This is a genomic window from Nostoc linckia z4 (genome assembly GCF_002608075.1).
In the GTDB taxonomy this organism is placed as follows: Bacteria; Cyanobacteriota; Cyanobacteriia; order Cyanobacteriales; family Nostocaceae; genus Nostoc; species Nostoc linckia.
Window position 1 is genome coordinate 1 of sequence record NZ_LAHA01000023.1, and the last position, 22,030, is coordinate 22,030.

The 22,030-nt window shown below is 40.8% G+C and carries 24 protein-coding genes; 11 read left to right on the plus strand and 13 right to left on the minus strand.

The features are described 5' to 3' along the window. The first annotated feature begins 427 nt into the window (after positions 1–427). Complete coding sequence (locus VF06_RS18465) at positions 428–2,170, plus strand: serine/threonine-protein kinase (protein WP_099071176.1); 1,743 nt, start codon at positions 428–430, stop codon at positions 2,168–2,170. A 289-nt stretch (positions 2,171–2,459) separates the two neighbouring features. On the opposite strand, the gene VF06_RS18470 is transcribed toward VF06_RS18465, so the two are convergent. From VF06_RS18470 to VF06_RS18490, 5 genes are all read right to left on the minus strand, one after another. Then, complete coding sequence (locus VF06_RS18470; protein WP_099071175.1) at positions 2,460–3,098, minus strand: histidine phosphatase family protein; 639 nt, start codon at positions 3,096–3,098, stop codon at positions 2,460–2,462. 516 nt (positions 3,099–3,614) lie between these two features. Continuing rightward, the gene (locus tag VF06_RS18475) at positions 3,615–4,136 is read right to left on the minus strand and encodes a hypothetical protein (protein WP_099071174.1); all 522 of its coding nucleotides are present in this window, start codon (positions 4,134–4,136) and stop codon (positions 3,615–3,617) included. Positions 4,137–4,231: 95 nt separating this feature from the next. Continuing rightward, a complete protein-coding gene (locus VF06_RS18480) occupies positions 4,232–4,672 on the minus strand; it encodes a hypothetical protein (protein ID WP_099071173.1) in 441 nt (146 codons plus the stop codon). A gap of 369 nt (positions 4,673–5,041) precedes the next feature. Then, complete coding sequence (locus tag VF06_RS18485) at positions 5,042–5,224, minus strand: CsbD family protein (protein ID WP_099071172.1); 183 nt, start codon at positions 5,222–5,224, stop codon at positions 5,042–5,044. Between the two features lie 322 nt (positions 5,225–5,546). After that, positions 5,547–6,014, minus strand: a complete 468-nt coding sequence (locus tag VF06_RS18490) for a hypothetical protein (protein WP_099071171.1) — start codon at positions 6,012–6,014, stop codon at positions 5,547–5,549. 248 nt (positions 6,015–6,262) lie between these two features. Here VF06_RS18490 and uvrB point away from each other — a divergent pair, with 248 nt between their 5' ends. The 6 genes from uvrB to VF06_RS18520 all read left to right on the plus strand — a co-directional run bounded on the left by uvrB (position 6,263) and on the right by VF06_RS18520 (position 10,565). Continuing rightward, on the plus strand, positions 6,263–8,260 hold the full coding sequence (uvrB, locus tag VF06_RS18495) for an excinuclease ABC subunit UvrB (RefSeq protein WP_099071170.1): 1,998 nt from the start codon (positions 6,263–6,265) through the stop codon (positions 8,258–8,260). 10 nt (positions 8,261–8,270) lie between these two features. Next, entirely contained in the window at positions 8,271–8,831 is a 561-nt protein-coding gene (locus tag VF06_RS18500) for a Uma2 family endonuclease (RefSeq protein WP_099071169.1), read from the plus strand. A 147-nt stretch (positions 8,832–8,978) separates the two neighbouring features. After that, positions 8,979–9,206 carry an addiction module protein gene (locus VF06_RS18505; protein ID WP_099071168.1) on the plus strand — a complete coding sequence of 76 codons (228 nt, stop codon included), beginning with the start codon at positions 8,979–8,981 and terminating at the stop codon, positions 9,204–9,206. Positions 9,207–9,275: 69 nt separating this feature from the next. After that, entirely contained in the window at positions 9,276–9,857 is a 582-nt protein-coding gene (locus VF06_RS18510) for a Uma2 family endonuclease (RefSeq protein ID WP_099071167.1), read from the plus strand. Positions 9,858–9,861: 4 nt separating this feature from the next. Then, entirely contained in the window at positions 9,862–10,209 is a 348-nt protein-coding gene (locus VF06_RS18515; protein WP_244918000.1) for a DUF433 domain-containing protein, read from the plus strand. Next, positions 10,206–10,565 (plus strand): DUF5615 family PIN-like protein, encoded by a 360-nt coding sequence (locus tag VF06_RS18520; protein ID WP_244918001.1) that lies wholly within the window; start codon positions 10,206–10,208, stop codon positions 10,563–10,565. The genes VF06_RS18515 and VF06_RS18520 overlap by 4 nt, the downstream gene beginning before the upstream one ends. Before the next feature lie 118 nt (positions 10,566–10,683). Here VF06_RS18520 and VF06_RS18525 read toward each other — a convergent pair whose 3' ends face one another. After that, entirely contained in the window at positions 10,684–11,304 is a 621-nt protein-coding gene (locus VF06_RS18525) for a tetratricopeptide repeat protein (protein WP_099071165.1), read from the minus strand. A 136-nt stretch (positions 11,305–11,440) separates the two neighbouring features. Between VF06_RS18525 and VF06_RS18530 the strand changes: the two genes are divergently transcribed. The 3 genes from VF06_RS18530 to VF06_RS18540 all read left to right on the plus strand — a co-directional run bounded on the left by VF06_RS18530 (position 11,441) and on the right by VF06_RS18540 (position 14,037). Further along, positions 11,441–12,208, plus strand: a complete 768-nt coding sequence (locus VF06_RS18530; protein WP_099071164.1) for an SDR family oxidoreductase — start codon at positions 11,441–11,443, stop codon at positions 12,206–12,208. A gap of 92 nt (positions 12,209–12,300) precedes the next feature. After that, a complete protein-coding gene (locus VF06_RS18535) occupies positions 12,301–13,017 on the plus strand; it encodes a rhomboid family intramembrane serine protease (protein WP_099071163.1) in 717 nt (238 codons plus the stop codon). 348 nt (positions 13,018–13,365) lie between these two features. Beyond that, entirely contained in the window at positions 13,366–14,037 is a 672-nt protein-coding gene (locus VF06_RS18540; RefSeq protein ID WP_099073006.1) for a rhomboid family intramembrane serine protease, read from the plus strand. Here VF06_RS18540 and VF06_RS42775 read toward each other — a convergent pair. The 5 genes from VF06_RS42775 to VF06_RS18560 all read right to left on the minus strand — a co-directional run bounded on the left by VF06_RS42775 (position 14,034) and on the right by VF06_RS18560 (position 18,791). Further along, positions 14,034–14,168 carry a hypothetical protein gene (locus VF06_RS42775; RefSeq protein ID WP_257207695.1) on the minus strand — a complete coding sequence of 45 codons (135 nt, stop codon included), beginning with the start codon at positions 14,166–14,168 and terminating at the stop codon, positions 14,034–14,036. The two genes, VF06_RS18540 and VF06_RS42775, sit on opposite strands and share 4 nt — an antisense overlap. Beyond that, positions 14,158–16,326, minus strand: a complete 2,169-nt coding sequence (locus tag VF06_RS18545; RefSeq protein WP_099073005.1) for a GumC family protein — start codon at positions 16,324–16,326, stop codon at positions 14,158–14,160. Before VF06_RS18545 ends, VF06_RS42775 begins: the two co-directional genes overlap by 11 nt. A 15-nt stretch (positions 16,327–16,341) precedes the next feature. Next, complete coding sequence (locus VF06_RS39300) at positions 16,342–16,461, minus strand: histidine kinase (protein WP_143861799.1); 120 nt, start codon at positions 16,459–16,461, stop codon at positions 16,342–16,344. Between the two features lie 20 nt (positions 16,462–16,481). Next, positions 16,482–17,834: a polysaccharide biosynthesis/export family protein gene (locus tag VF06_RS18555; RefSeq protein ID WP_099073007.1), complete on the minus strand. Its 1,353-nt coding sequence runs from the start codon at positions 17,832–17,834 to the stop codon at positions 16,482–16,484. 231 nt (positions 17,835–18,065) lie between these two features. Then, on the minus strand, positions 18,066–18,791 hold the full coding sequence (locus tag VF06_RS18560; protein ID WP_099073003.1) for a cyanoexosortase B system-associated protein: 726 nt from the start codon (positions 18,789–18,791) through the stop codon (positions 18,066–18,068). A 373-nt stretch (positions 18,792–19,164) separates the two neighbouring features. On the opposite strand from VF06_RS18560, the gene VF06_RS40965 reads away from it, so the two are divergent. Further along, positions 19,165–19,326, plus strand: coding sequence for a hypothetical protein (locus VF06_RS40965; RefSeq protein WP_180267614.1), 162 nt, complete (start codon positions 19,165–19,167; stop codon positions 19,324–19,326). On the opposite strand, the gene crtB is transcribed toward VF06_RS40965, so the two are convergent. Then, a complete protein-coding gene (gene crtB, locus VF06_RS18565; RefSeq protein ID WP_099073002.1) occupies positions 19,280–20,167 on the minus strand; it encodes a cyanoexosortase B in 888 nt (295 codons plus the stop codon). The two genes, VF06_RS40965 and crtB, sit on opposite strands and share 47 nt — an antisense overlap. A 142-nt stretch (positions 20,168–20,309) precedes the next feature. Continuing rightward, positions 20,310–21,473 carry a DegT/DnrJ/EryC1/StrS family aminotransferase gene (locus tag VF06_RS18570; protein WP_099069522.1) on the minus strand — a complete coding sequence of 388 codons (1,164 nt, stop codon included), beginning with the start codon at positions 21,471–21,473 and terminating at the stop codon, positions 20,310–20,312. Between the last annotated feature and the right edge of the window lie 557 nt (positions 21,474–22,030).

Consider the following 22,030-nt stretch of genomic DNA (forward strand, 5'->3'; position numbering starts at 1 on the left):
TTGTCTTGTCTTTGTACATTACTCCAAGTTCATCCCGCATTTTCATATACACGTTTCCTTTGGGAAAGGATTTTCCTGCCACCTGCGCTGTCGTTTCTGGAATGGATGACCTATCTTGCGGATGAAGAGTCATATACTTGATTATTTATGCCATGTTTGTCACACAATCATTCTGCTCACTAATTACTCCCTTCTTCTGTGAGGGGTAATACCCCTCTCTTATTCGCCAACAGTCTCATTCTATTCGCCCAATGGGTTCTAAATTGAACTGTAGTTTATTTTACAAGGGTTGGGTTCTCTCCCTCACCGCCCCAACACCGTCAACCCTCAACAATCAACGTGAAGGATGTTAATCTCTCATGTTTTCCGGAAATTAAGAGGTAATGTCAGAAAAACTAAATAAAATGACTCACTGAGTAACCAGGTTATGATTCACCACATAATTGGTAAATTATTACAAGGGCGCTACCAAATTGTCCAAAGCTTGGGTGCAGGAGTGTTTGGACAAACATACATTGCCCTAGATGTAAATTACCCAGATAAAGCCAAATGCGTAGTTAAACAGATCAAAGCTAACAGTTTTGAATCTAATTACTTGGACACACTGAGGCTATTGTTTTTAACTGAAACTGAAACTCTTAAGCTTTTAGGAAGCCATCAGCAAATTCCTGAATTCATCGCCTGCTTTGAAGAAAACAAGCGATTTTATTTGGTACAAGAATATATTGAAGGACACGCCCTGACTGCGGAATTACCAATTAATCAAGAGTGGGGGTCTGTGTGGAGTGAAAAAGAAGTTGTAGAATTTTTATTAGATGTCTTGAATATTCTAGAATTTGTTCACTCCCAAGGTGTTATTCATTGCGATATTAAACCAGAAAATTTAATTAGACGTGCTGCTGATGGCAAGTTAGTGTTAATTGATTTTGGCTCAATTCAATCGATTGATTTTGGTATAGGTGCAGAATTACCTATTCATAGAATTCCCGTTACTTCCTTGGGATACATACCACCAGAACAATTTATTGGCGAAACACAACCAAATAGCGACCTTTACGCTTTGGGAATGATTGCTATCCAAGCGTTAACAGGGCTAGAACCACTCCAACTAAAAGTCGATCCTTATACAAATGAAATTATTTGGCGTTCTGCAAATACGCCAGTTAATGATTATTTAGCTGCCGTTCTCAGCCAAATGATCCGCTACGATTACCAAAAACGTTTTCAATCTGTGGGTGAAGTTCTGCGGGTTCTTAAACAAATCATCTGGGAACCTGAGCCAAAACAAATATTAACACCAGATATAAAAGATGATTCCCAGAATTCTAATTCTGGAAAACTATCGCCGTTATTCACAGGAATGAAAGTCGGATTAGCGGCGAATTCTTTGTTAATGGGATTTAGTATATATTCTTTAGTTAATACTTCACCTACTAATCCAGAAACAGAGACTTTATCTCAAGCCAAAAAAGAATATCAAGCAGGGGATTTACAAGAAGCGATCGCACTAGCTAAATCAATTCCCTCCCACAGCAATATTTATCCAGAGGCTCAAGCTACAATCGAAGAATGGCAAGGAAAATGGCAAGTAGCTGCACAACAATATCAATTAGCTTTAACTGCTTATTATGAAAGTAGATGGTCAGATGTCATTGATGCAGCCCGTCAAGTTCCAGATATTTTATATTGGCAATCTAAAACAGATAAATTAGTTCAACAAGCATACATTAATATTCAAGCAAAAACCGAAGATTTATTAGCGAAAGCCTATGAAAGTGCCAGCATAAAAGATTTTTCAACAGCATTAACATACTTGCGTCAAATTCCTAAAGAAAGTTCTGCTGGCGCTATAGTCCAAGACAAGTTAGCTGAATATCATCGCAAGCGGCAAATCAGAGCAGCTTACTTTTTAAATAAAGCTTATTATCAAGCATCTCTTGGTAATTTTGATAGTGCTATCAAGTTGCTTAAAAATATTCCCAGTGATACTTTAGTTTATGCGGAAGCTCAAGTTAAATTAAATGAATATACTCGCAAGCAACGCCTATTGGCTGAATATCAAAAGGGAACTTCTGGAAAAAGAACAAATTCCTTTGTCTCTCAAAACTCCAATACCAAAATTAAATATCTTCAGGAAGTAAATTACCTACAAGAAGTTAATATCCGCTAGTTACAGTAATTTTCAGATGCGGGAATAGGTCTGGAAGTGGGAAGGCACAGGCAGAAAAGTTTCTCTATCTTCTATCGAAGAATTGCGGCTTGAATCTGCTGACAAATTTCCACTCAAGCTTCATTTTTTTCTGGAGAGTTCAATACCATTTTCTACGCGCAACGTAACCATGTATGTAAGTAGTTATTATGTATTATCTGTTGTCTGTTCCCTACTTACAAGTCAGAGGTATGCAGAGATTTGTACCTCAGCAGACTAGGAAATGCTTTTCCCCATGCTTGCGTCCTCTTCACGTTCCTGGCAAGTTTCGCAAACGTTCATCCAAATGAGTACGGTCTGCCAAAACCTTTAACAACGGGCCGTGGGAGGTAAATTCTACAACACTTACTGAACCTACAGGACATCCCAAACGAAACCGGAAGCGTCCGACATCAATTCCTAGTAAATTACATACAATAATTCTGATAGTTGCTTTGTGAGATACTACTAAAACATTACCGCTATTATAATTTTGTTTGATTTCTTCAATTACTTGCATGGCGCGATAAGCAATTGTCCCTGCCATTTCTCCACCATTTGGTGCATTCCAAGCCGGATCTGCTGACCAACGAATATAATCATCGTGATAATCACGGCTAATTACTTCTGGGGTTTTTCCTTCCCACTCGCCATAATTAATTTCCTTCAAACCATCCCTAAGTTGTGGTTCCATCCCTATGGCTTGATATGAAGGTTTTGCTGTATCCACAGTTCGCTTCATAGGACTACAAAAGATAGCTGTCCAAGGTGTAGAAGTGTATGCAACTGCAAAAGCTTTGGCCATTTCCAACCCTTCTGGGGTGAGTTCTGAGTCTATAGAACCACAAAAGGAATTATTACGACTACATTCTGTCTGTCCGTGACGGAGAAAATAAAGAGTTAAGCTCATATTAATTTTGAATTTGAGATTTTGGATTTTGGATTAAAAGCTTTTGCCAGAAAGTTCCAGAATTTTAAACAATAGACTTCTAAGAGAAGTGGGGAAAAGGTTAAGGGGTAAAGGGGAAAGGGCAAATAAAAACCCTTTTCCCTTTTCCCCCTATTGCAAAAGTTACTTTTGCAATAGGTCTAATAATTCCTATGCCAACTTGGCATCATAGTATATTTTCAAGTCAGATAGGCAAAAAAAAGGTGGGTTATACCCACCATACTTTGTTACGCAACACAACAAATTACTCCCTCATAGCAGTCGAAGCATAGTTTAAGACATAAATTGACAGTAAAATCCAGACACCAAAAGACTTTCTTTCCCTATTGCCTGTTGCCTACTGCCTCTTGCCTGCTATACTTCATAATTACCTCTTTTTCCTTTGCCTCTTTGGCGATAGACTGCCACCAGGCACTATGAGTTTTAGTTAAAAATTTGAGGTATTCTTTGAGCGAAAAGGAAGTAAGAACTCAGAATTTATTTGCGACTACTTAACCATTTTGCAGCTGCAATTCCAATAATTCCTGCCACTACAGGATTACTGAGAAATTTGATGATGGCTGGTTGATCTGCCAATACTTCGCGGAAAATGTCTGGATGATTGTGATAAACAAAAGAGGCGAGTTTGCTAACATCATCAGCATTCATACGGTTGGGATTATGTGTAGAAAGACCCAACTGTTGTTCTAGATGTCGTTCATCTAATCCTCTTTCTTTTAAGTGTTTGAAAAAGCCCCTTGCTACATCATCGCGTTCATTGGGTTTAATTTGAGCGATCGCCTGTTGTAATTCTGGTTCCATTTGGCTAGTAGGAATTCGATCTGGATGTAAAGACCGGCCAAACAACAGGCGACGTTGATCTGGTGTTGTACGTTGGGCAAAATCATCAAAATTTTGATATTCAGTTGTTGAATTGGCTGTAGGCTCATCCAGAGATTCAACATTTCCATCAGCCAAATCTTTGATTATTTGCCGTCTATATTGTTCGCTACTTGTCATTTTATTCATCTCCTTTTTTATGGCTCAATTTCCCTACAGACGCGATTTATCGCGTCTCTACTTACTTGCCCTTTTGTTCATCACCAACTCAGCAATTAAGTATATTTGACTTGATTAGTTTGAACGTCATATTCAGTAGTCAAAATCAATTGCTTGTCAGGGCCATAAACCAAAACTTTTAAATCTTGATTGGGGAAATTCTTGCGAAAACCTTGAACTAAGGATTTTGCTAATGGTCGGACTTCGTTAGGACGAACTTGAGGAGAAATCACAACACCTAATTTGTTGTTATCACGAACATAAGCGTCTTGGATTAATCCTCTTGATGTTTGCACAACCCAATTACCAAAAGTTTGTCCTTTTGGGCTATTACCACGTTCTAACTCTGCATAAGCTACATCTCTACTAACTGCTGGCGGGTTTGCTGTGCGGTCAACTTCTGACACTGTACCACCAGCACAAGCAGTAGTTATCATCAGAACTGCTATTAAAACTAAAGTCGCTAATATTTTGCGACTTTGTTGCAGTAGACTCATTATTTTCGCTCCTAATCAAACGCCTTGAGTAACAAGTTAAATAGTTATAGCAATGTAATTTGATTGATGAAATTATTTAGGTAGTTAGTGAATGGGGAGTAGGGAATCAAGTTTTTCTATCTCAGAGTGATTTTTTCACCCCATTAAGCATGATTCCTATAATAAATTTAAACTAAAGTGTAAAGAGTGTAGAGACGTGATTAGTTTCGTCTCTACATAAGTTCTACAAGCCAAATTAATACTATTTTACTCCTTGATAGACGGAGTTTAAAATGAGTTTAAGTTAGCTCCTAGACATTTCATACCTGTTCTACAAAACTTCGATGCACCTGAATTTTTTTTGAAAGCTTTTGCTAACAAATATGCACTCTAATCAATCTTTTTCTTGATATTGTCTTTCACGTCTTCGATGCCGTGACGCACTTCACTTTCAGCTTGCTTTGCTTTACCTTCGGCTTTATCTTCTGGGTCGCCAGTAACATTTCCTGCTACTTCTTGAGCTTTACCTTCAATATTCTTAGCGGCAGCTTTAGCGCGTTCTTCTAAGCTCATTGGATACTCCTGTTTATTTTATCAAAAGTTTGTTTCAAAGCTATAAATTAACTTTGAAATTCTTTGTTATTACCCTTACACCCTAACTTAAGGTTTTTAGCAAAGCCTTCCACCACAAGGTATATTAAAGAATTCAAAATTCAAAATTCAAAATTCAAAATTCTTAAAAGTAATTGCAGTAAACATCCTAGCTATTATTGAAATGTGATTTCAAATCAATTAAGCTTAGTTACCTATGCTAAAAGACGTAGACAAATACAAATAAAAAACCCAGTTCCGTAAAGAAACTGGGTGAATCAATTGATGGGGATATTCTTTTGGTTTAATCCAGAAAACCCATAAGGTTTGCAGAGTCGTCTATATCGTTTGATGCCACTGGACGGTTACCAAATACTGAATAGCTTTCGGCTACTACTAACGAACTTGAGCTAACTGGACGAATACCAGAGAGATTAATACTTTCAACGACTTTGAATGTATTAGCACCAATTGGACGAATACCCATTGCGTTGTAGGTTTCCACAACTTCCAAGTTACTGGTACTAACGGGACGCACTCCAGAAATTGAAAGTTTTTCCGCAACTTGCAAGTCGCTACTGCCTATGGGACGAACTCCAGCAATGGTCAGTGTTCCACGAGTTTCTGGTGCTGACTGTTCGCTAGTTTGCTCGACTTGATCTTTATTCACACTCTCGCCTTGGTGATTTTCAACTTCCACTGTAGTTTCCCCTTTCAGTTTTGCGTACTTCTGCCGAGGATTGATTGCTTTAGCACCACTGCTAACAGCCATAACTGAATACCTCTGGTTTATTAATTGAATTTTACAATAATTAAGGAAAGATGAATTTTTCCTATGTATCAAAGTTTAACCTTAAAAATCCTCATATAGATATAAGAATCTTTAAAACTTATACATAAGTAAATTGTAAGAGTAAAATTTTGTAAAGGATTATGAATATTTCGTGCTTTAATTAGCGAGCTACAATATATAGGGCGTGAAATCGTCACAATCAGGCAGGGTATTTTCAGCAAAACTGTATGACAGAATTTTGTCTTCAAGCTCCTTTTAGTCCCACAGGCGATCAACCGCAAGCGATCGCCCAATTAACTGCTAGTATCAAAGCTGGCAATCATTACCAAACTTTACTGGGTGCCACAGGAACAGGCAAGACATTTTCAGTAGCAGCAGTAATTGAGAAAATTGGCAAACCTACTTTAGTCTTGGCGCATAACAAAACCCTAGCCGCACAACTTTGTAACGAACTCCGAGAATTCTTTCCCCACAATGCAGTGGAGTATTTCGTCAGTTATTACGATTATTATCAGCCAGAAGCATATATTCCCGTCACCGATACTTATATTGAAAAAACAGCAGCAATTAATGATGAAATAGATATGTTGCGGCATTCAGCGACGCGATCGCTTTTTGAACGCCGTGATGTTATTGTGGTTGCTTCCATTAGTTGCATTTACGGCTTAGGAATGCCAGCAGAATATCTCAAAGCTGCCATTCCTCTCCAGATAGGCATGGAAGTAAATCAACGTCAAGTTTTGCGGGATTTGACAAATGTGCAATATAGCCGCAACGACTTAGAAATGGGACGGGGAAAATTTCGCGTCCGGGGTGATGTTTTAGAAATTGGCCCGGCTTATGAAGACCGAATTATTCGCGTCGAATTTTTTGGTGATGAAATAGATGCAATTCGTTATATTGACCCTGTAACAGGTGAAATTCTCAAAAGTTTAGAAGCCGTAAATGTTTATCCTGCGCGTCACTTTGTCACCCCAGAAGAACGCTTAGAAATAGCTTGTCAAGACATTGCCGCCGAATTAAAAGAGCAAAAAGCTTACTTAGAAGCAGCCGGAAAATTATTAGAAGCACAACGCATAGACCAACGAACGCGCTACGACTTAGAAATGTTGCAGCAAGTTGGTTATTGTAATGGCGTGGAAAACTACTCGCGTCACTTAGCCGGCAGAAAACCTGGAGAACCACCAGAATGTTTAATTGATTATTTTCCCAAAGATTGGTTGTTAGTTATTGATGAATCTCACGTTACTGTCCCTCAAATTCGGGGGATGTATAACGGCGACCAAGCAAGAAAAAAAGTTTTAATCGAGCATGGATTTCGACTTCCTAGTGCTGCTGATAATCGTCCTTTAAAAGCAGAAGAATTTTGGCAAAAAGTAAATCAGTGTATTTTTGTTTCCGCAACTCCAGGAAATTGGGAATTAGAAATTTCTGAAAATCAGATAATAGAACAAGTAATTCGACCAACTGGGGTAATTGATCCAGAAATTTCTGTGCGTCCCACAGAAGGACAAATTGATGATTTATTAGGAGAAATTAAAGATAGAATTGACCGCCACGAACGCGTGCTAATTACCACATTAACCAAGCGTATGGCGGAAGATTTAACCGAATATCTCCAAGACCACAGTATTCGAGTGCGGTATTTACATTCTGAAATTAATTCCATTGAGCGAATTGAAATTTTACAGAACTTACGCGAAGGTAACTTCGATGTTTTGGTGGGAGTAAACTTACTGCGGGAAGGTTTGGATTTACCCGAAGTTTCCTTAGTAGTAATTATGGACGCAGACAAAGAAGGTTTTTTGCGAGCCGAACGTTCTTTAATTCAAACCATTGGTAGAGCTGCGCGTCACGTCCAGGGACAAGCAATTTTATATGCTGATAATTTAACCGACAGTATGATTAAAGCCATTGATGAAACAGACAGACGGCGGGGAATTCAAATGGCGTATAACAAACTGCATGGAATTACACCAAAACCAATTACGAAAAAATCGAGTAATGCGATTTTGTCGTTTTTAGATGTATCCCGACGCTTGAATGCAACTGACTTAAAAGTTGTAGAAGAACATCTCGATGAACTACCTTTAGAACAAATTCCAGAATTGATTACTTTGTTAGAAACACAGATGAAAGAAGCGGCGAAAAAATTGGAATTTGAAGAAGCCGCAAAACTGCGCGATCGCATTAAACATTTGCGGGATAAAATGCTAGGACGTTAACGTGATTCTTATGCTGACCAATATTCGCCTAATTAGTGTCCAAGAATATCACAAAATGGCGGAAACGGGAATTTTTCATCCTGAGGAACGCTTAGAATTAATAGCGGGACAAATCATTAAAATGTCAGCAAAAGGAACTGCTCACGAATCCGCAATTACCCGCACAGAAAGGCTATTACGTCAACGTTTGGGTGACAAAGTTTTGTTAAGAATTCAGTCACCAGTGCGACTTGATGATTACTCGGAACCAGAACCAGATATTTCAGTGGTAAAGCCGAATCCATTGGATTATGAAGACCATCATCCCAATGCTTCGGAAGTGTTTTTAGTTATTGAAATAGCTGATTCCAGTTTGAAGTACGATCGCGAAGTCAAAGCGATGGCATATTCTAAATCAGGTATTATTGAGTACTGGATTTTAGATGTCAATGGACGGAAGTTGTATATGTATCGTCTTCCGAGTCAAGATGGCTATCGCAGTGAGAGTATATTTGCAGAGGATGTGACGATTTCACCTTTAGCTTTTGGAGATTGTGCGATCGTAATTCGGGAATTATTGGGGAAAATGTAAGGAGCGATCGTATTAAACATTTGCGAGATAAAATGCTCGGACGTTGGTCTTGAGTTAGTTTGTAATCATTCCCACGTATAAGTTTGGCGGCTTGAAATAGCTATATTTGTTAGACTACAATCTACATTCAGCAGTTGGAGAGGAGCTATGCGGTCAATTGAACAACTGACACAAGAGCTTTTATCTCTGCCTAGTGCATCAAGAGCGCTTTTGGCAGAAAAGCTAGTAGAAAGTTTAGAATTCGATATCGATCCAAAAATTCAGACAGCTTGGACAAATGAAGCAAAGAGACGGCGTGACGAGATCCGAAGCAGCTCAGTACAAGGAATTCCGGGGGATGAAGCATTAGCTCAAGTAAGGCAACTGCTTGAATAAGGATAGGAAACAGGAGAATGCCCTGTTTTCGCTATCCTAAATAAAGTAAATCATTCCCCGACCGCCCCAATGGTTGCTTTACCCGATCGCATTTTAATGAGTGCTGAAGAATATCTAGTTTGGGAACCCACCCAAGAGCAACGCTACGAATATTGGGATGGCGAAGTTGTAGCAATGAGTGGTGGTACGCGCAACCATAATCGGGTTTCTTTCAATTTCTCGAAGCTCTTAGATAATGCCCTAACGGATCGCTCCTGTGAAGTATACATTGTAGATGTGAAGGTACAGGTAGAACCGGGGCAAAAGTATTTTTATCCTGATGTTGTAGTGACTTGCGATGAGCGCGATACCGATCCACAATTAATACAATTTCCCTGTTTAATTATTGAAGTGGTATCACCTTCAACAGAAGCAGCCGATAGGGGAAAAAAGTTTGCCAAATATCGCCAATTTCCAACCTTGCAAGAATATGTTTTAGTACAAGTAGAGCAACCAAGTGTGGAAGTGTTTCGGCGCAACGAACAGGGAAAATGGGTGCTGTCTGAGTATAATTTGGACGAAATATTGCGACTGGAATCGGTGGATGTGGAAATTGCGATCGCTGATTTGTATCGTCAAGTGCAGTTTGAAAGTGAAGCCAGCGAAAATTGAATAGGTGAGCGATCGCATTAAGCATCTGCAAACCCACACCCCACTCAACAACCAAACAAAAATCATCTTGTGCAACAATAGCTGTAGCTTTGTCGGAGTAAAAACTATGGACTGGCGACAGTACATTCATTCAGACCCAAAAATTTTGTTGGGTAAGCCGACTGTGAAAGGAACTCGTTTATCTGTAGAGTTCTTGTTGGGTTTGTTTGCTGCGGGATGGACACAACAACAAGTGCTAGAAAACTATCCTACCCTAAGTTCAGAAGCACTAAGGGCAGTATTTACTTTTACAGCAGAGTGTATGCGTGAAGAATCTTTATACACCCTACCGCTGTTGTCCGAGGCGGGATGATGCGGTTTCTAGCAAATGAAAACTTTCCTGTGATGAGCGTTAGATATTTGCGCTCTAGTGGTTACGATGTAGCCTATGGAAGTGAAGACGCGCCAGGTGCAGAAGATTCTGAGGTTTTGACACGCGTAGTTCGTGAGGGGCGAATTATTTTAACATTTGACCGAGATTATGGTGAATTAATTTACCGCCTGCGAATGCCATCGCCAGTTGGTGTGGTTTATTTCCGTTATTTTCCTGCTTCACCAGAGGAACCTGCTGAAGACTTGCTACGCCTGCTGAGTATGGAAGGCATATCATTAGAAGCAAGTTTTACCGTTCTGGAGCGTACACAGTTACGTCAGCGCCCATTGCCTTAGTTTACCTTCTTTCTCAGCAGCGATCGCTTGTACCAACAAATGCTTAAATAGCATATTTCTAACCTAACAATTCAGCCCAGCTTACAGACGAAAGCCCTTGGTGCTTTTAATTACTAAACTATATCCATCCTCGCAGCTTTTTATGTACCTGTGCCAAATACCACATATAATCATCAATCTTATAATTATCAGCAGCTTTAACTATATATTCCTGAGCTAAATCAAGATTATTCTCAGCTTCGTAATATAATCCCAAATAAAGATGACCGTAAAAATTTCCATTTATCCCTTGCGATCGCCCAACATTTAAAACATCATCTGGCGTACAATCTCCTGCATACAAATCATATACGCGCCGCATAACAGACCGGGGGTCATTTTTCACAGTTAGTAAAGAATTACGTGCCTCTTCAACACCTGACAAACGAGCAATGCAGAGATATCGCCATACTGTTTCTTCCACATCTTGAGCATTCACAGTCAAATCTATTTCAAACTGTTGAGCGCCCTCGGCAAATCTTTCTGCATAATAGTACGATAATCCACGCTGCCATAGGTAAGGTTTGATACGGGCATCCAATTGCTCTGCCTTATCAAAATCTTCAATAGATTCATCAATTTTGGCTAGTTGAAACTTCACCATACCTCGCCGAATGTAAGCATTGGGATTTTGCGGTTGATTGCGAATGGTTTCGTTCCAGCGTTGGAGTTGATTTTCCAGAGAATTTGCAAAAAACATGAGTTCGTCAGTGGGTTGGGTTAGCTATCGAATTGCGATCGTCTAGATTACGACAAAAGGCGATCGCATTGGACACCTGCAAGATAAACTCGAATGGTCATTGAGAGCTTGAAAATAAAAAATCCCTCTAATTTAAATGAGCGAACGCTGGACACTGACAGGAAAGAAAGCGCTGATTACAGGTGCAACCAAAGGCATTGGACTAGCTGTTGCCAATGAGTTTTTATCTTTAGGCGCAGAAGTAAAAATTGTGGCACGGAATTCTGAAGATGTAGAGCGACAAGTAAGTATTTGGCAAGAGGCTGGATTACTTGCATCTGGGATGACAGCGGATGTTGCAACCTGTGATGGTCGTCAACTCATCTTTGAGCAGGTTAGCAAATCCTGGGATAAATTAGATATTCTGGTCAACAATGTTGGAACTAATATTAGTAAAAAACTCGTAGACTATACGCTAACTGAGTATCAATTTATCATCCAGACAAACCAGACATCAATTTTTGAAATGTGCCGTCTGTTTTACCCTTTGCTGCAAAATAGCAAAAACGGCAGCATTGTTAATATCAGTTCTGTGGCCGGTTTAGTCTCTAATCGTACAGGCGCACCCTATGGTATGACTAAAGCGGCTATAAATCAACTGACGCGATCGCTATCAGTTGAATGGGCTTCAGATAATATTAGAGTAAACACCGTAGCACCTTGGGCTATTCGCACCCCTCTAACGGAGTCTGTACTCGATAACCAAGATTTTCTCAAATTAGTTCTGTCCCAAACACCTATGGGAAGAGTTGGTCAACCAGAAGAAGTCGCAGGTATAGTGGCATTTCTTTGTATGCCTGTGGCATCTTTCATCACTGGACAATGCATCACCGTTGATGGTGGATTTTTAGCTTTCGGATTTTAAATCTCAAACTGGGATCTATCCACGAGGTAGAAGAAACTACTTGCACAATTCAGTAATGTAGAGTTTGTGTCTTCAAGTCAGGAAAAACGCCCGTGGTTCCAATTAGAGATAATAATCCTACAAAAATTACCCCTTATGTGACTTATGGACTGGTTGCTGCCAACGTCCTTGCATTTATTTATGAATCAAGTCTTCCCCCACGAGCATTAAATGGATTTTTACACCTTGCAGCTGTGGTTCCTAGCGAACTTACCTTAAGCTTTGCTGGTATTTCTCTACATCAACCGGTTCCAGAGTGGGCCACTTTGATTACCTCACAATTTTTGCACGGCGGTTTGTTGCACCTAGCCGGCAATATGTTGTTTCTCTGGATTTTTGGTAATAACATTGAAGATAAATTGGGTCATGCTAAATTTTTATTGTTCTATTTAGCTTGTGGCGTTTTAGCATCATTAACGCAGTGGTACTTCGGTCAAGATTCTAGCATTCCTTCATTGGGTGCGAGTGGTGCGATCGCAGGTGTTATGGGAGCGTACATTCTTCGCTTTCCCAAAGCCGAAGTTATTGGTGTTGTACCCTTAGGATTTTTCTTCCCGACTTTCCGCGTCCCTGCATACTTCTTTCTGGGATTTTGGTTTCTCGAACAAGCCTTCTACGGACTTGTTAGCCTTGAAACACCCACCAACATCGGTATGGAAAGCGGCGGTATTGCCTACTGGGCCCATGCAGGCGGGTTTATCTTCGGCGCAATTCTTGGGCCACTCTTGGGTTTATTCAGCGATAAATCCCCAGAAGAATCTTGGTCATAAGACCTCTTGCAAAAGTTACTTTTGCAAGAGGGGGGAAAGGGAAAAGGTTAAAGGGAAAAGGGGAAAGGTTTCAAATACATCAGACCTCTTGCACAAGAGTGCTTTTTGCACTCTTGTGGTCAAAGGGATACATTACCCTTTCCCCTTTACCCTTTCCCCYTTTMCCCTTTCCCCTTTCCCCCTTTCCCCTTTCCCCTTTCCCCCTTCCCCTTTTCCCGACTTCTCTTAGAAGTCTACGTCTGATGTGAATTAAAAATGCCTCTAACTCTGAGTTAAAATACCTAAACTCAACAACTGCCAGTAATACAAGCTATATTGCAGTTAGTTAATAATTTAGGAAAAACACCAGTGTTTCCTCTTTACGATGAAAATCCCACGCGTATTACCCCGTATTTCACCTACGGGTTAATTGGCATGAATATTTTAGTTTTTCTTCACGAGGTGAGCCTGTCAAATGCACGATTGAATTTATTTTTAAGTCAGTATGCAGTAATCCCTCAACAGTTAACCACCAATTTCTCTGAGGAATGGATAACTTTATTTACGTCACAATTCTTACACGGCGGATGGTGGCATTTAATCTCAAATATGCTGTTTCTCTGGATTTTTGGCAACAATATTGAAGAGCGTTTAGGCCATTTTAGATATTTAATTTTTTATTTGGCGTGTGGTGCTTTAGCTGCATTGTGCCAATGGTTTATTAGCATTAATTCTGAGATTCCTTCATTAGGTGCAAGTGGTTCAATTTCCGGAGTATTAGGTGCGTACATTATTCGTTTTCCCCAAGCTAGAGTGATGACTTTAGTCTTTTTGGGGATTTTCATCACCACTATCCGAGTACCAGCATTAGTAATAATTGGACTTTTCTTTGTACAAAATGTCATATCCGGTCTTGTAAGCCTACAAACAGCCGCCAACATGAGCGTAGAAAGTGGTGGAGTTGCCTACTGGGCACACATCGGTGGTTTTGTTTTTGGCATAATTCTGGCTCCTCTATTTGGGTTGTTTAGAAGGGATTAATGGGGATTGGGCATGGGGCATGGGGCATTGGGCATTGGGCATGGGAAAAGAATTGTTGCAATTTGTCTCCTTGTCTCCCTTGTCTCCCTTGTCTCCCTTGTCCCTACCCCCAGCCGCGATTCAACTCGCACCTGCTGAAACTTCTTCTGACTCTTGAACATTTTCTGGTTCTACTTCAGCTGGAAACGGTGGTGGAGGTAGAGTAACAACGATATCAGCGCCGTTAATGATTGCTCCTAATAACCCCAGTTCTGATTCAACCAATTGATCGATCGCCTCCCCTAACATGTTCTCTTCTGTATAATGGGGTCGCGCCACTAGTACGATGCCATCGCTGTAGGGTTGGATTAACAATGGGTCATTAGATAAACTTAAGGGACTAGTATCTAAAATTACTAAATCAAAACGTTCGCGGACATCATCCATCAGCCGCCGTATTTCACTAGATTCCAAGATAGCAGCAGATTGCCGCACGGGGCCAGGACTGGGAAGAATGTATAAATTTTCGACATCAGGAACTAAACGAATACATTCACTCAAGTCAGCGTAATAACGCAGGGGTTCAATGGTGGCGTCGGGATCGGGAATTACTTTCAGGGAGTTGCAACGAGAAGGCGATCGCAAATCTGTTTCAATAATCAAGGTTCTTTTCCCTGCACGAGCAGAAGCAATACCCAAGTTATAAGCGCTTGCGGTTTTACCTTCTAGGCTGCTGGTACTAGTAATTAAAACTACCTTTAAGTTTTTACCACCAATCCGCCGCAGATTACTACGGAACTTTTCATAAAATTCTAAGTAGGGAGATTCTGGAGAAAGTACCACTGGCACTGATTCTCGGTCTAAATCATCAACTAACATTAAAGGCAACTCTCCCAACAGCACCACTTCTCGTTGTTTGAGGCTTTCGCGGATATCTTCTCTGGTTTTGAAAGTTCCTTCCAGCGATCCTAATAAAAATATCACCCCACCACCAACTACCACACCCAAGATGCCACCCACAGCCAAGGTAATAGGTATACTCTTGGGAGGTTTAATATCAGGAGTAACTGTGGGGCGTCTGGCAACGCTGAGGCTGCTGGTTGTTTCGGCTTCTGCGGTTTTAGCATCCGTTAGCTTGGCCTGCATTTGTTCGTAGATGGCTTTTTTGAGTCCAACCTCCTGTTCTAAACGCGATCGCTCTAATTGTTTATTGGGTATTAAAGAATACTCTTGACGTAGCCGTGCTTCTTGTCGGATTTCTTGAGCGAGTTGTTGTTGGAGTGTCTCCCGTTGGGTTTGTAAAGACACCATTTGGTTTGCCAGTTGTTGGCGTGCTGGGTCTAAACTTGATGAAGTGCGAATACCAGCGATGTCACCCCGCAGTGGAGCTGCCATTCCATTACCGCCTAAAACTTCAGCTGCACGTTGTTGGAGTAATTCTTCAGCAGCTTGTTTTTGGCGTAGCAACTGAATCATGGTTGGGTGTTCGAGTCGTAAATCTTTTCTGAGTAAAGCGATTTGCGATTCAGTTTGATAAATTTGCGATCGCAAATTAGCAATAATGGGATCGGCACTTAAAGCCGAAGAAATATAAGCCTCTCCAACTGTTAAGCCCAACTTATTTTGTAAACTGCGAATTTGACCATCAACCCCAGAAATAGTTAATTGAATTTGCCGTTGGAGATTTTGGCTGGCAGTAATGGCGCTGAGCAAACTACCATTTTCTGCTGCTAATATTGCTGTACGCTCAATGCGATCGTACTGTTCCAACCTCTTTTCAGCAATTTGCAATTCCCGTTTAGCTTGTGGTAAGCGCTCGTTTATTTTTTGAATAATTGCTTGCAATCGTCCCGTATTGATATCACTGCTCAACTTGACCATTGATTGCATCAATTCAGCCAAAACTTCTATAGCTCGTTTCGGGTCAGTATCTACATACTTCAGTTCAAAAGTAGTAGTTTCAAAATCTCCAGTCCTGGGATTTTTCTTCGGTAGAGAAAGGACAATACTTGCACCGAGTTGTTTCGGCCTGAGATTTACTTTCTCTGCCACTGCTGCAATTATCTGATTTGATAGTAAAACTTCCTCATTTAGTTCCTTTCCTTGCTGTTGGATTTCACTACCAGTTGCAGAGAAAGAAACAGGTGGCCCACTATATGTCAGCGCCGCTGATGCTATGTAGCTAGGAGGTGGATCTGGTTGCATAGCCACCACCGTTGACCCCGCTATAACTAAACAAAAACTAGCTAGTCCAATCCACTTGTATTTTTCAAAAGCAATAAGATAGCGCTTAACAATTGGTGGGGTCATAGTAAGGGCATATAGTTAGTCATTGGGCATTGGGCATTGGGCATTGGGCATTGGGCATTGGGCATTGGGCATCGGGCATTGGGCATTGGTTATTAATTCATCTCTTCGCGTCCCCGCGTCTCCCCATCTCCCCACCTCCCCATCTTCCCATCTCCCTAATTAGAACCACCGCCACCGAAGTTATCAAAAAATCGGAGAAAAGATTGCACATTAAAGAAAGGTTGGGTAATGGTACTCAGTAAATTCGTAATTCTACCGACAAGGTTTCGACCAACAACAATAACATCATTATCTTGAAGTGGCACGTTTTGAGATGCATCGCCTCCCAGAGCTTTTTTCGCATCTAGTTTTTGAGTAATGGCTCTACCTCGTTCGGGATCGAACCGAACTAAAGCGATACTCCGGAGATTAGCTGTATCGAGATTTACTCCTCCCAAGGCATCTACAAATGTACTACCATTAGGCAGGGCTTGAGTAGAAATACCTCCCGCAGCATAGTTTAAAACTCGGACTCTGATCTGTGGTGTAGCCAAGGATGAACGTGCTACCAAATTACGGTCATAACCATCTTCATTACCAACTTCGCGACGAGGTATAAAGATTGCATCTCCGTCTTGTAAGCGTAAATTAGGGATTGAACCACCATTTTGCAGCGTTGCATACAAATCAATGGTTTGCGAAACCACTGAACCATCAACTAACTTACGGCGTATTTGCACTTGTCGGAGGTCTGCATTCAGTGTTGAACCACCGGAGATTAACAAAGCATCAGCAACACGGGGCGTTGGTGAATTAATTGGATAAATTCCTGGTCGAAATATTTCGCCGCTAATGGTAACTTGGACTGGTCGCGTTCCGATCAACGATACTACCACGATGGGATCTGGAAAAATCCGACTTAAACCCAAGCGAATTTTTTCTTGAGCTTCTTCCAAAGTTAAACCTTGTAAAGACACTGTTCCCACTTGTGGCACTACAACGTTACCTTCTGGACTGATTACAGCTTGAAAAGCTAAATCTTGACGCTGGCTTGCTAGGGCTAAAACTATTACTGGATCGACGACATAACGATTTAAACCCAAGCGAATTTTTTCTTGAGCTTCTTCCAAAGTTAAACCTTGCAAGGAAACTGTTCCCAGTAGCGGCACCACAATGTTACCTTCTGGATTGATTACAGCTTGAAAGCTTAACTCTGGAAAGCGCTGAACCGAAACGCTAATTGCATCTCCGATTCCCAAACGATAAGGGCCAGGAGGACGCTGAAGCACAACCCCAATACTATCTCCTGGCCCCAAAAAATAGCGGCTCAGTTGCGGAGAAATTTCGTTGTTTGGACTTGGAGGTACAACATCCTCAGTACCAGGTACCGGGGAGGGGGGTTGCCCTTGAGATGGGAAAGGCTGAGCAACAACAAGCTGGATAGGTGCTGTTAAAAAAAATCCTACTTGAAGGCTGACAAAACACAGGGCGCTAAATGCACGCATATAAGATCTGGGAGTTATCAACATCGGTGCAGGAAAACTCATGTAAGAATTAGTCGCGCCGACTCGTTATTTTACTCTAAAAATATCCTTGGTGTCTCTTTTATCTACAAGTATTTACCAGGGAAAAGGCGAAAAATCATGTCAATTTGAATTTTCAACTTCATAATTTTGCAGATTTTTGAAATCAGTTTGAACTAAAGAGCGATCGCTCCAAATATTTTTCTCAATTTCTCCCTCAATATCGCTGTAACATAGCTAAAAAGCGGCAGTCATCAATGCACTTTGTACAGTTTCCCCAAGAGACTGGGCTAGAGACCAAGATTTTTCTACTTGTCCTAAAGGTTCCATTGGAATCAAAATACTTACACCCACCCAAGGAGTGCGTTGCTTACGCCACTGTGCCAACTGGTCTGCCACAAACCAATTAAATGGCGATGGATTTCCAGCCTTTGGCATAGCGTACCATTGCAAGACAGCAAAGGTTTGTTGTTGTGTGGAGCCACGAAAGAATCTAGCTTCTACTTTCGTTTCAACATCAGCAGCCAAGTTTGCAGAAGGTTTGACAGTAAATTCCGCACTACGGTATTGAGCTACATCCCATTTTCCCCAGCGCAACCTTCCCCAGCCATTAACCTCTGTCCACTCCACCTCTGGTTGATCCATAGGCCCGTTTTGCGGTAGCAAAAGTAAAATTGCTTGAGTGTCCTTTGAGCCTTCTTTTTGAAGAACCTGCACAGACCATTTATGTTCGCCAATTTGCTGTTGTGCTTGTTCAATAGTTTGCCAACCAGGAACAGTTAACCCAGTTTTGCGGATTTGTCTTAATTCCTTAAGACTAGCCACAGGTGGTAGTTGTTTCCATTGCCAGTGTCCCGTCAGGTATCCTGGAATTCCTCCCATCACCAACAACAGTAGCAATAACAAAAGTGCTGCTACCTTACTCAATTGATTTTCTTTAAAAAACTTAGAGAACGAAATCATCAGTAAAATTTTCAATACTTACGCAAAATTTTACTTTACAAAATAACACCATGAGTTCAGTGATATTTAGGACTTTAAGTGGGGGTTGGGGCATTGGGCATTGGGCATGGGAGACAAGGGAGGCAAGGGAGACAAGGGAGACAAGGGAGCAGGCAGGGCTGTTTCATTCCCCAAAGAGCTTTAAAAATCAAGGATTCTAGCAATTAAAAATTGGTTATTTTGTTACCAGCGTGCGGAGAAAACGAACTATTTTACTGTTGTTTAAGTGCTTAAAAGTTCATCACATCGTCACCCTTACTTATAATTTTTTCGCTAACCATCTTGACAAATCCGGTTTGAAATGGAATGAAACAGCCCTGGGGGAGCAGGGGAGATGAGTTTTTCCCCTCTGCCCCTCCGCACCTCCGCCTCTTCTGCTTCATGCCCAATGCCCAATGCCCCATGCCCTATGCCCTATGCCCCATGCCCTATGCCCAATGCCCCATGCCCTATGCATCATCCCCAACTTCCCCAGATGCAGAAAAATAGTTATTAATCCAATTAAGCAAGGGCACTAGTGACACGAGCATCAAAGCTGAGTAAAGGTCACCACCCCAACTATCATGGAGCCATTTAAAAGCTGCTTCTTGACCTGTTCCATGAAAGAAAGTGAGTAAAGTGTTGCGAATAATATTGGCAGTAGTACTGACGATGGCAGCAATAAATAAAAACGATATGCTTGTGTTACGTGAAGATAAAGCACCTGTCCAATAAAGCAGCATTAAACCGACGTAGAGGGTGGTGAATAACATTTTCAGCCCTGCACAATAGGGAGCAACTTCGACAATTCGTCCTCCTACGTAGAGATTGATCTCATCGACAGTTACTTCCATACCAAATTGATTCAGTATGAAGCCTGCGCTACCAGCGATGAAGCTTTGAAGAGGTAAAGTATAGGGAGCAATGAGATAAGGTACTGATGTTGGAGTGGCTAAAAATACCAATAACAAGGGGAATGCTTGCGATCGCAAACCAGATATTCCCTTAAACCATAAGCACAATCCACTCAGAATAAAGGGTAGCGAAAGATTAACCCACTCTCTAACACCGCTAAGATAAAATACTCCCCCCAATAACAACAAAACTGCACCTAAAGGATGGATAGTATCTGGTAAACGTACCCATTGTTTCCGCTTCAGCCAGCTCAAATAACCAGCAAATGGCAAACCAATAATGCCGTGACTAAAATATTCGTGTTCCGTACTAATATTTTTGTGCAGCCAGCCATCCAGCCAATGTAGGAGTATGGGGGCATAAAGCAGCAATAGAATACCTAAAATAGCTAAATTTAACAAACCTGACACGTTTGTATTTTTAATCTGTTGCTGTAGTGCCATGATTTTAATTGATTAATGGGCGTGGGGCATGGGGCATGGGCGTGGGGCATKGGGCATTGGGCATTGGGCATTGGKCATTGGGCATGGGGTAGGGGAGAATAATAACTCCCCAGTCAACAGTCAACAGTCAACAGTCAACACTCTAATGACTAACAACCAATGACTCCTGAGAGTTGGTTGCAACTCCATTGGCGATGGCTGCTACAACTTCTTTGATTTGGCTACTGCTCAAACCAGGATACATAGGTAATGATAATATTTGCTTTGATAACTTTTCTGCTTGGGGAAAATCTCCTTGTTGATAGCCTAAATAGCTAAATGCTGGCTGGAGATGACAAGGAATTGGGTAATGAATTCCAGTTTGAATTCCCACTGCTGTTAATTGTTCTTGGAGTTGCTGACGTTCTATGGGACAAGAATCATCAACTTTTATCACATAAAGATGATACACATGTCCTGTACCACTTTGGTTTTCGATGGGGATAATGCCAGCAGTTGCTAAAGGTGCTAATTCTGAATCATATTCTTGAGCGATTGTCAAGCGATCGCGATTCCACTTTGGCAAATATGGTAGTTTCTGGTGCAGGATCGCTGCTTGCAGGGTATCTAGGCGGCTATTTGTCCCTGGCTCAGTGTGAAAATATTTTTGTGATGCGCCATAATTTCGCAATCGCACCATTTTTTGAGCTATGTCAGGATTTTTTGTGAGTAGCATTCCCCCATCCCCAAATGCTCCCAAATTTTTGCTGGGATAGAAACTAAAAGCTGCTGCAATTCCTACTGAACCAGCGTAATATCCGTCTCTTTGGGCTAAATGTGCTTGTGCTGCATCTTCAAAAATTAGTAATTTGTAGCTATCAGCAAAATCAAATAACTTCTGTGGTGATACCATTTGGCCATAGAGATGCACAGGAATAATCGCTTTAGTATGAGGCGTAATTGCTTTTGCTGCTGCCTCTAAGTCAATTAAAGCTGTTTGGCGATCGCAATCAACTAAAATGGGTTTAGCACCAGTACGTAAAACTCCAATTAAGGTGGCGATAAAAGTGTTTGCTGGTAATATCACTTCATCACCAGCACCAATATTACAGGCTTGCAATCCTAAAGCGATGGCATCCGTTCCTGATGCCACACCAACTCCATATTCTGCCCCAGACACTGCTGCAAATGCCACTTCAAATTCTGAAAGTGCTTGACCTAAAACAAAATCCCCTCGTTCCAAAACAGATTGAATGGCATTTTGCAGTTGTACTTGAATTGGTTCGTGTTGGAACTTCAAGTCTACAAAAGGAACTCTAATAGCCATTTGATTCATGATTTAAGTTCTCCTCACATTCACTATTTAGTCGTGTTTATTTTTAACTTGTTGCCAAATAAATTTAAACTTTTTTATTTAGTTGGCTACTGTTGTTTGCCACAAAAAAATTATTTTTATGGAAAAATTAAAATTACGCACAGTTTTTGCCATTAAATTGTCATAGGTTTAATTGATTTCTATAAACTACTTTGTAGTATTTGGTATTGATAACACTCTGCACGCCAGAAAACATCAGATTTTGCAAATTTACAAAAATTCTCTAGTTTGCTGAAAGTAGGGTAGGTTATTTTCTAAATATTTCAGATGCCATTTATTTTGAGCCAAAATACCGATGTCAGTAGTTCTTTTGTGGAACGCAAAAAAACTGTGTTTACTCTCCAATACAGTGCCTCAAGTATTCAGCATCAATTTTGAATTTGGAATTCGGTGCAGTGGTAGTAGCTGTTATCAGTAATTTTTGCTAACAAAAATTACATTAATTTAGACGTTATTAAGTAAAATTACGCTAAATGTAGTAACAGAAATTTCCCTTCTGTACATTAAGA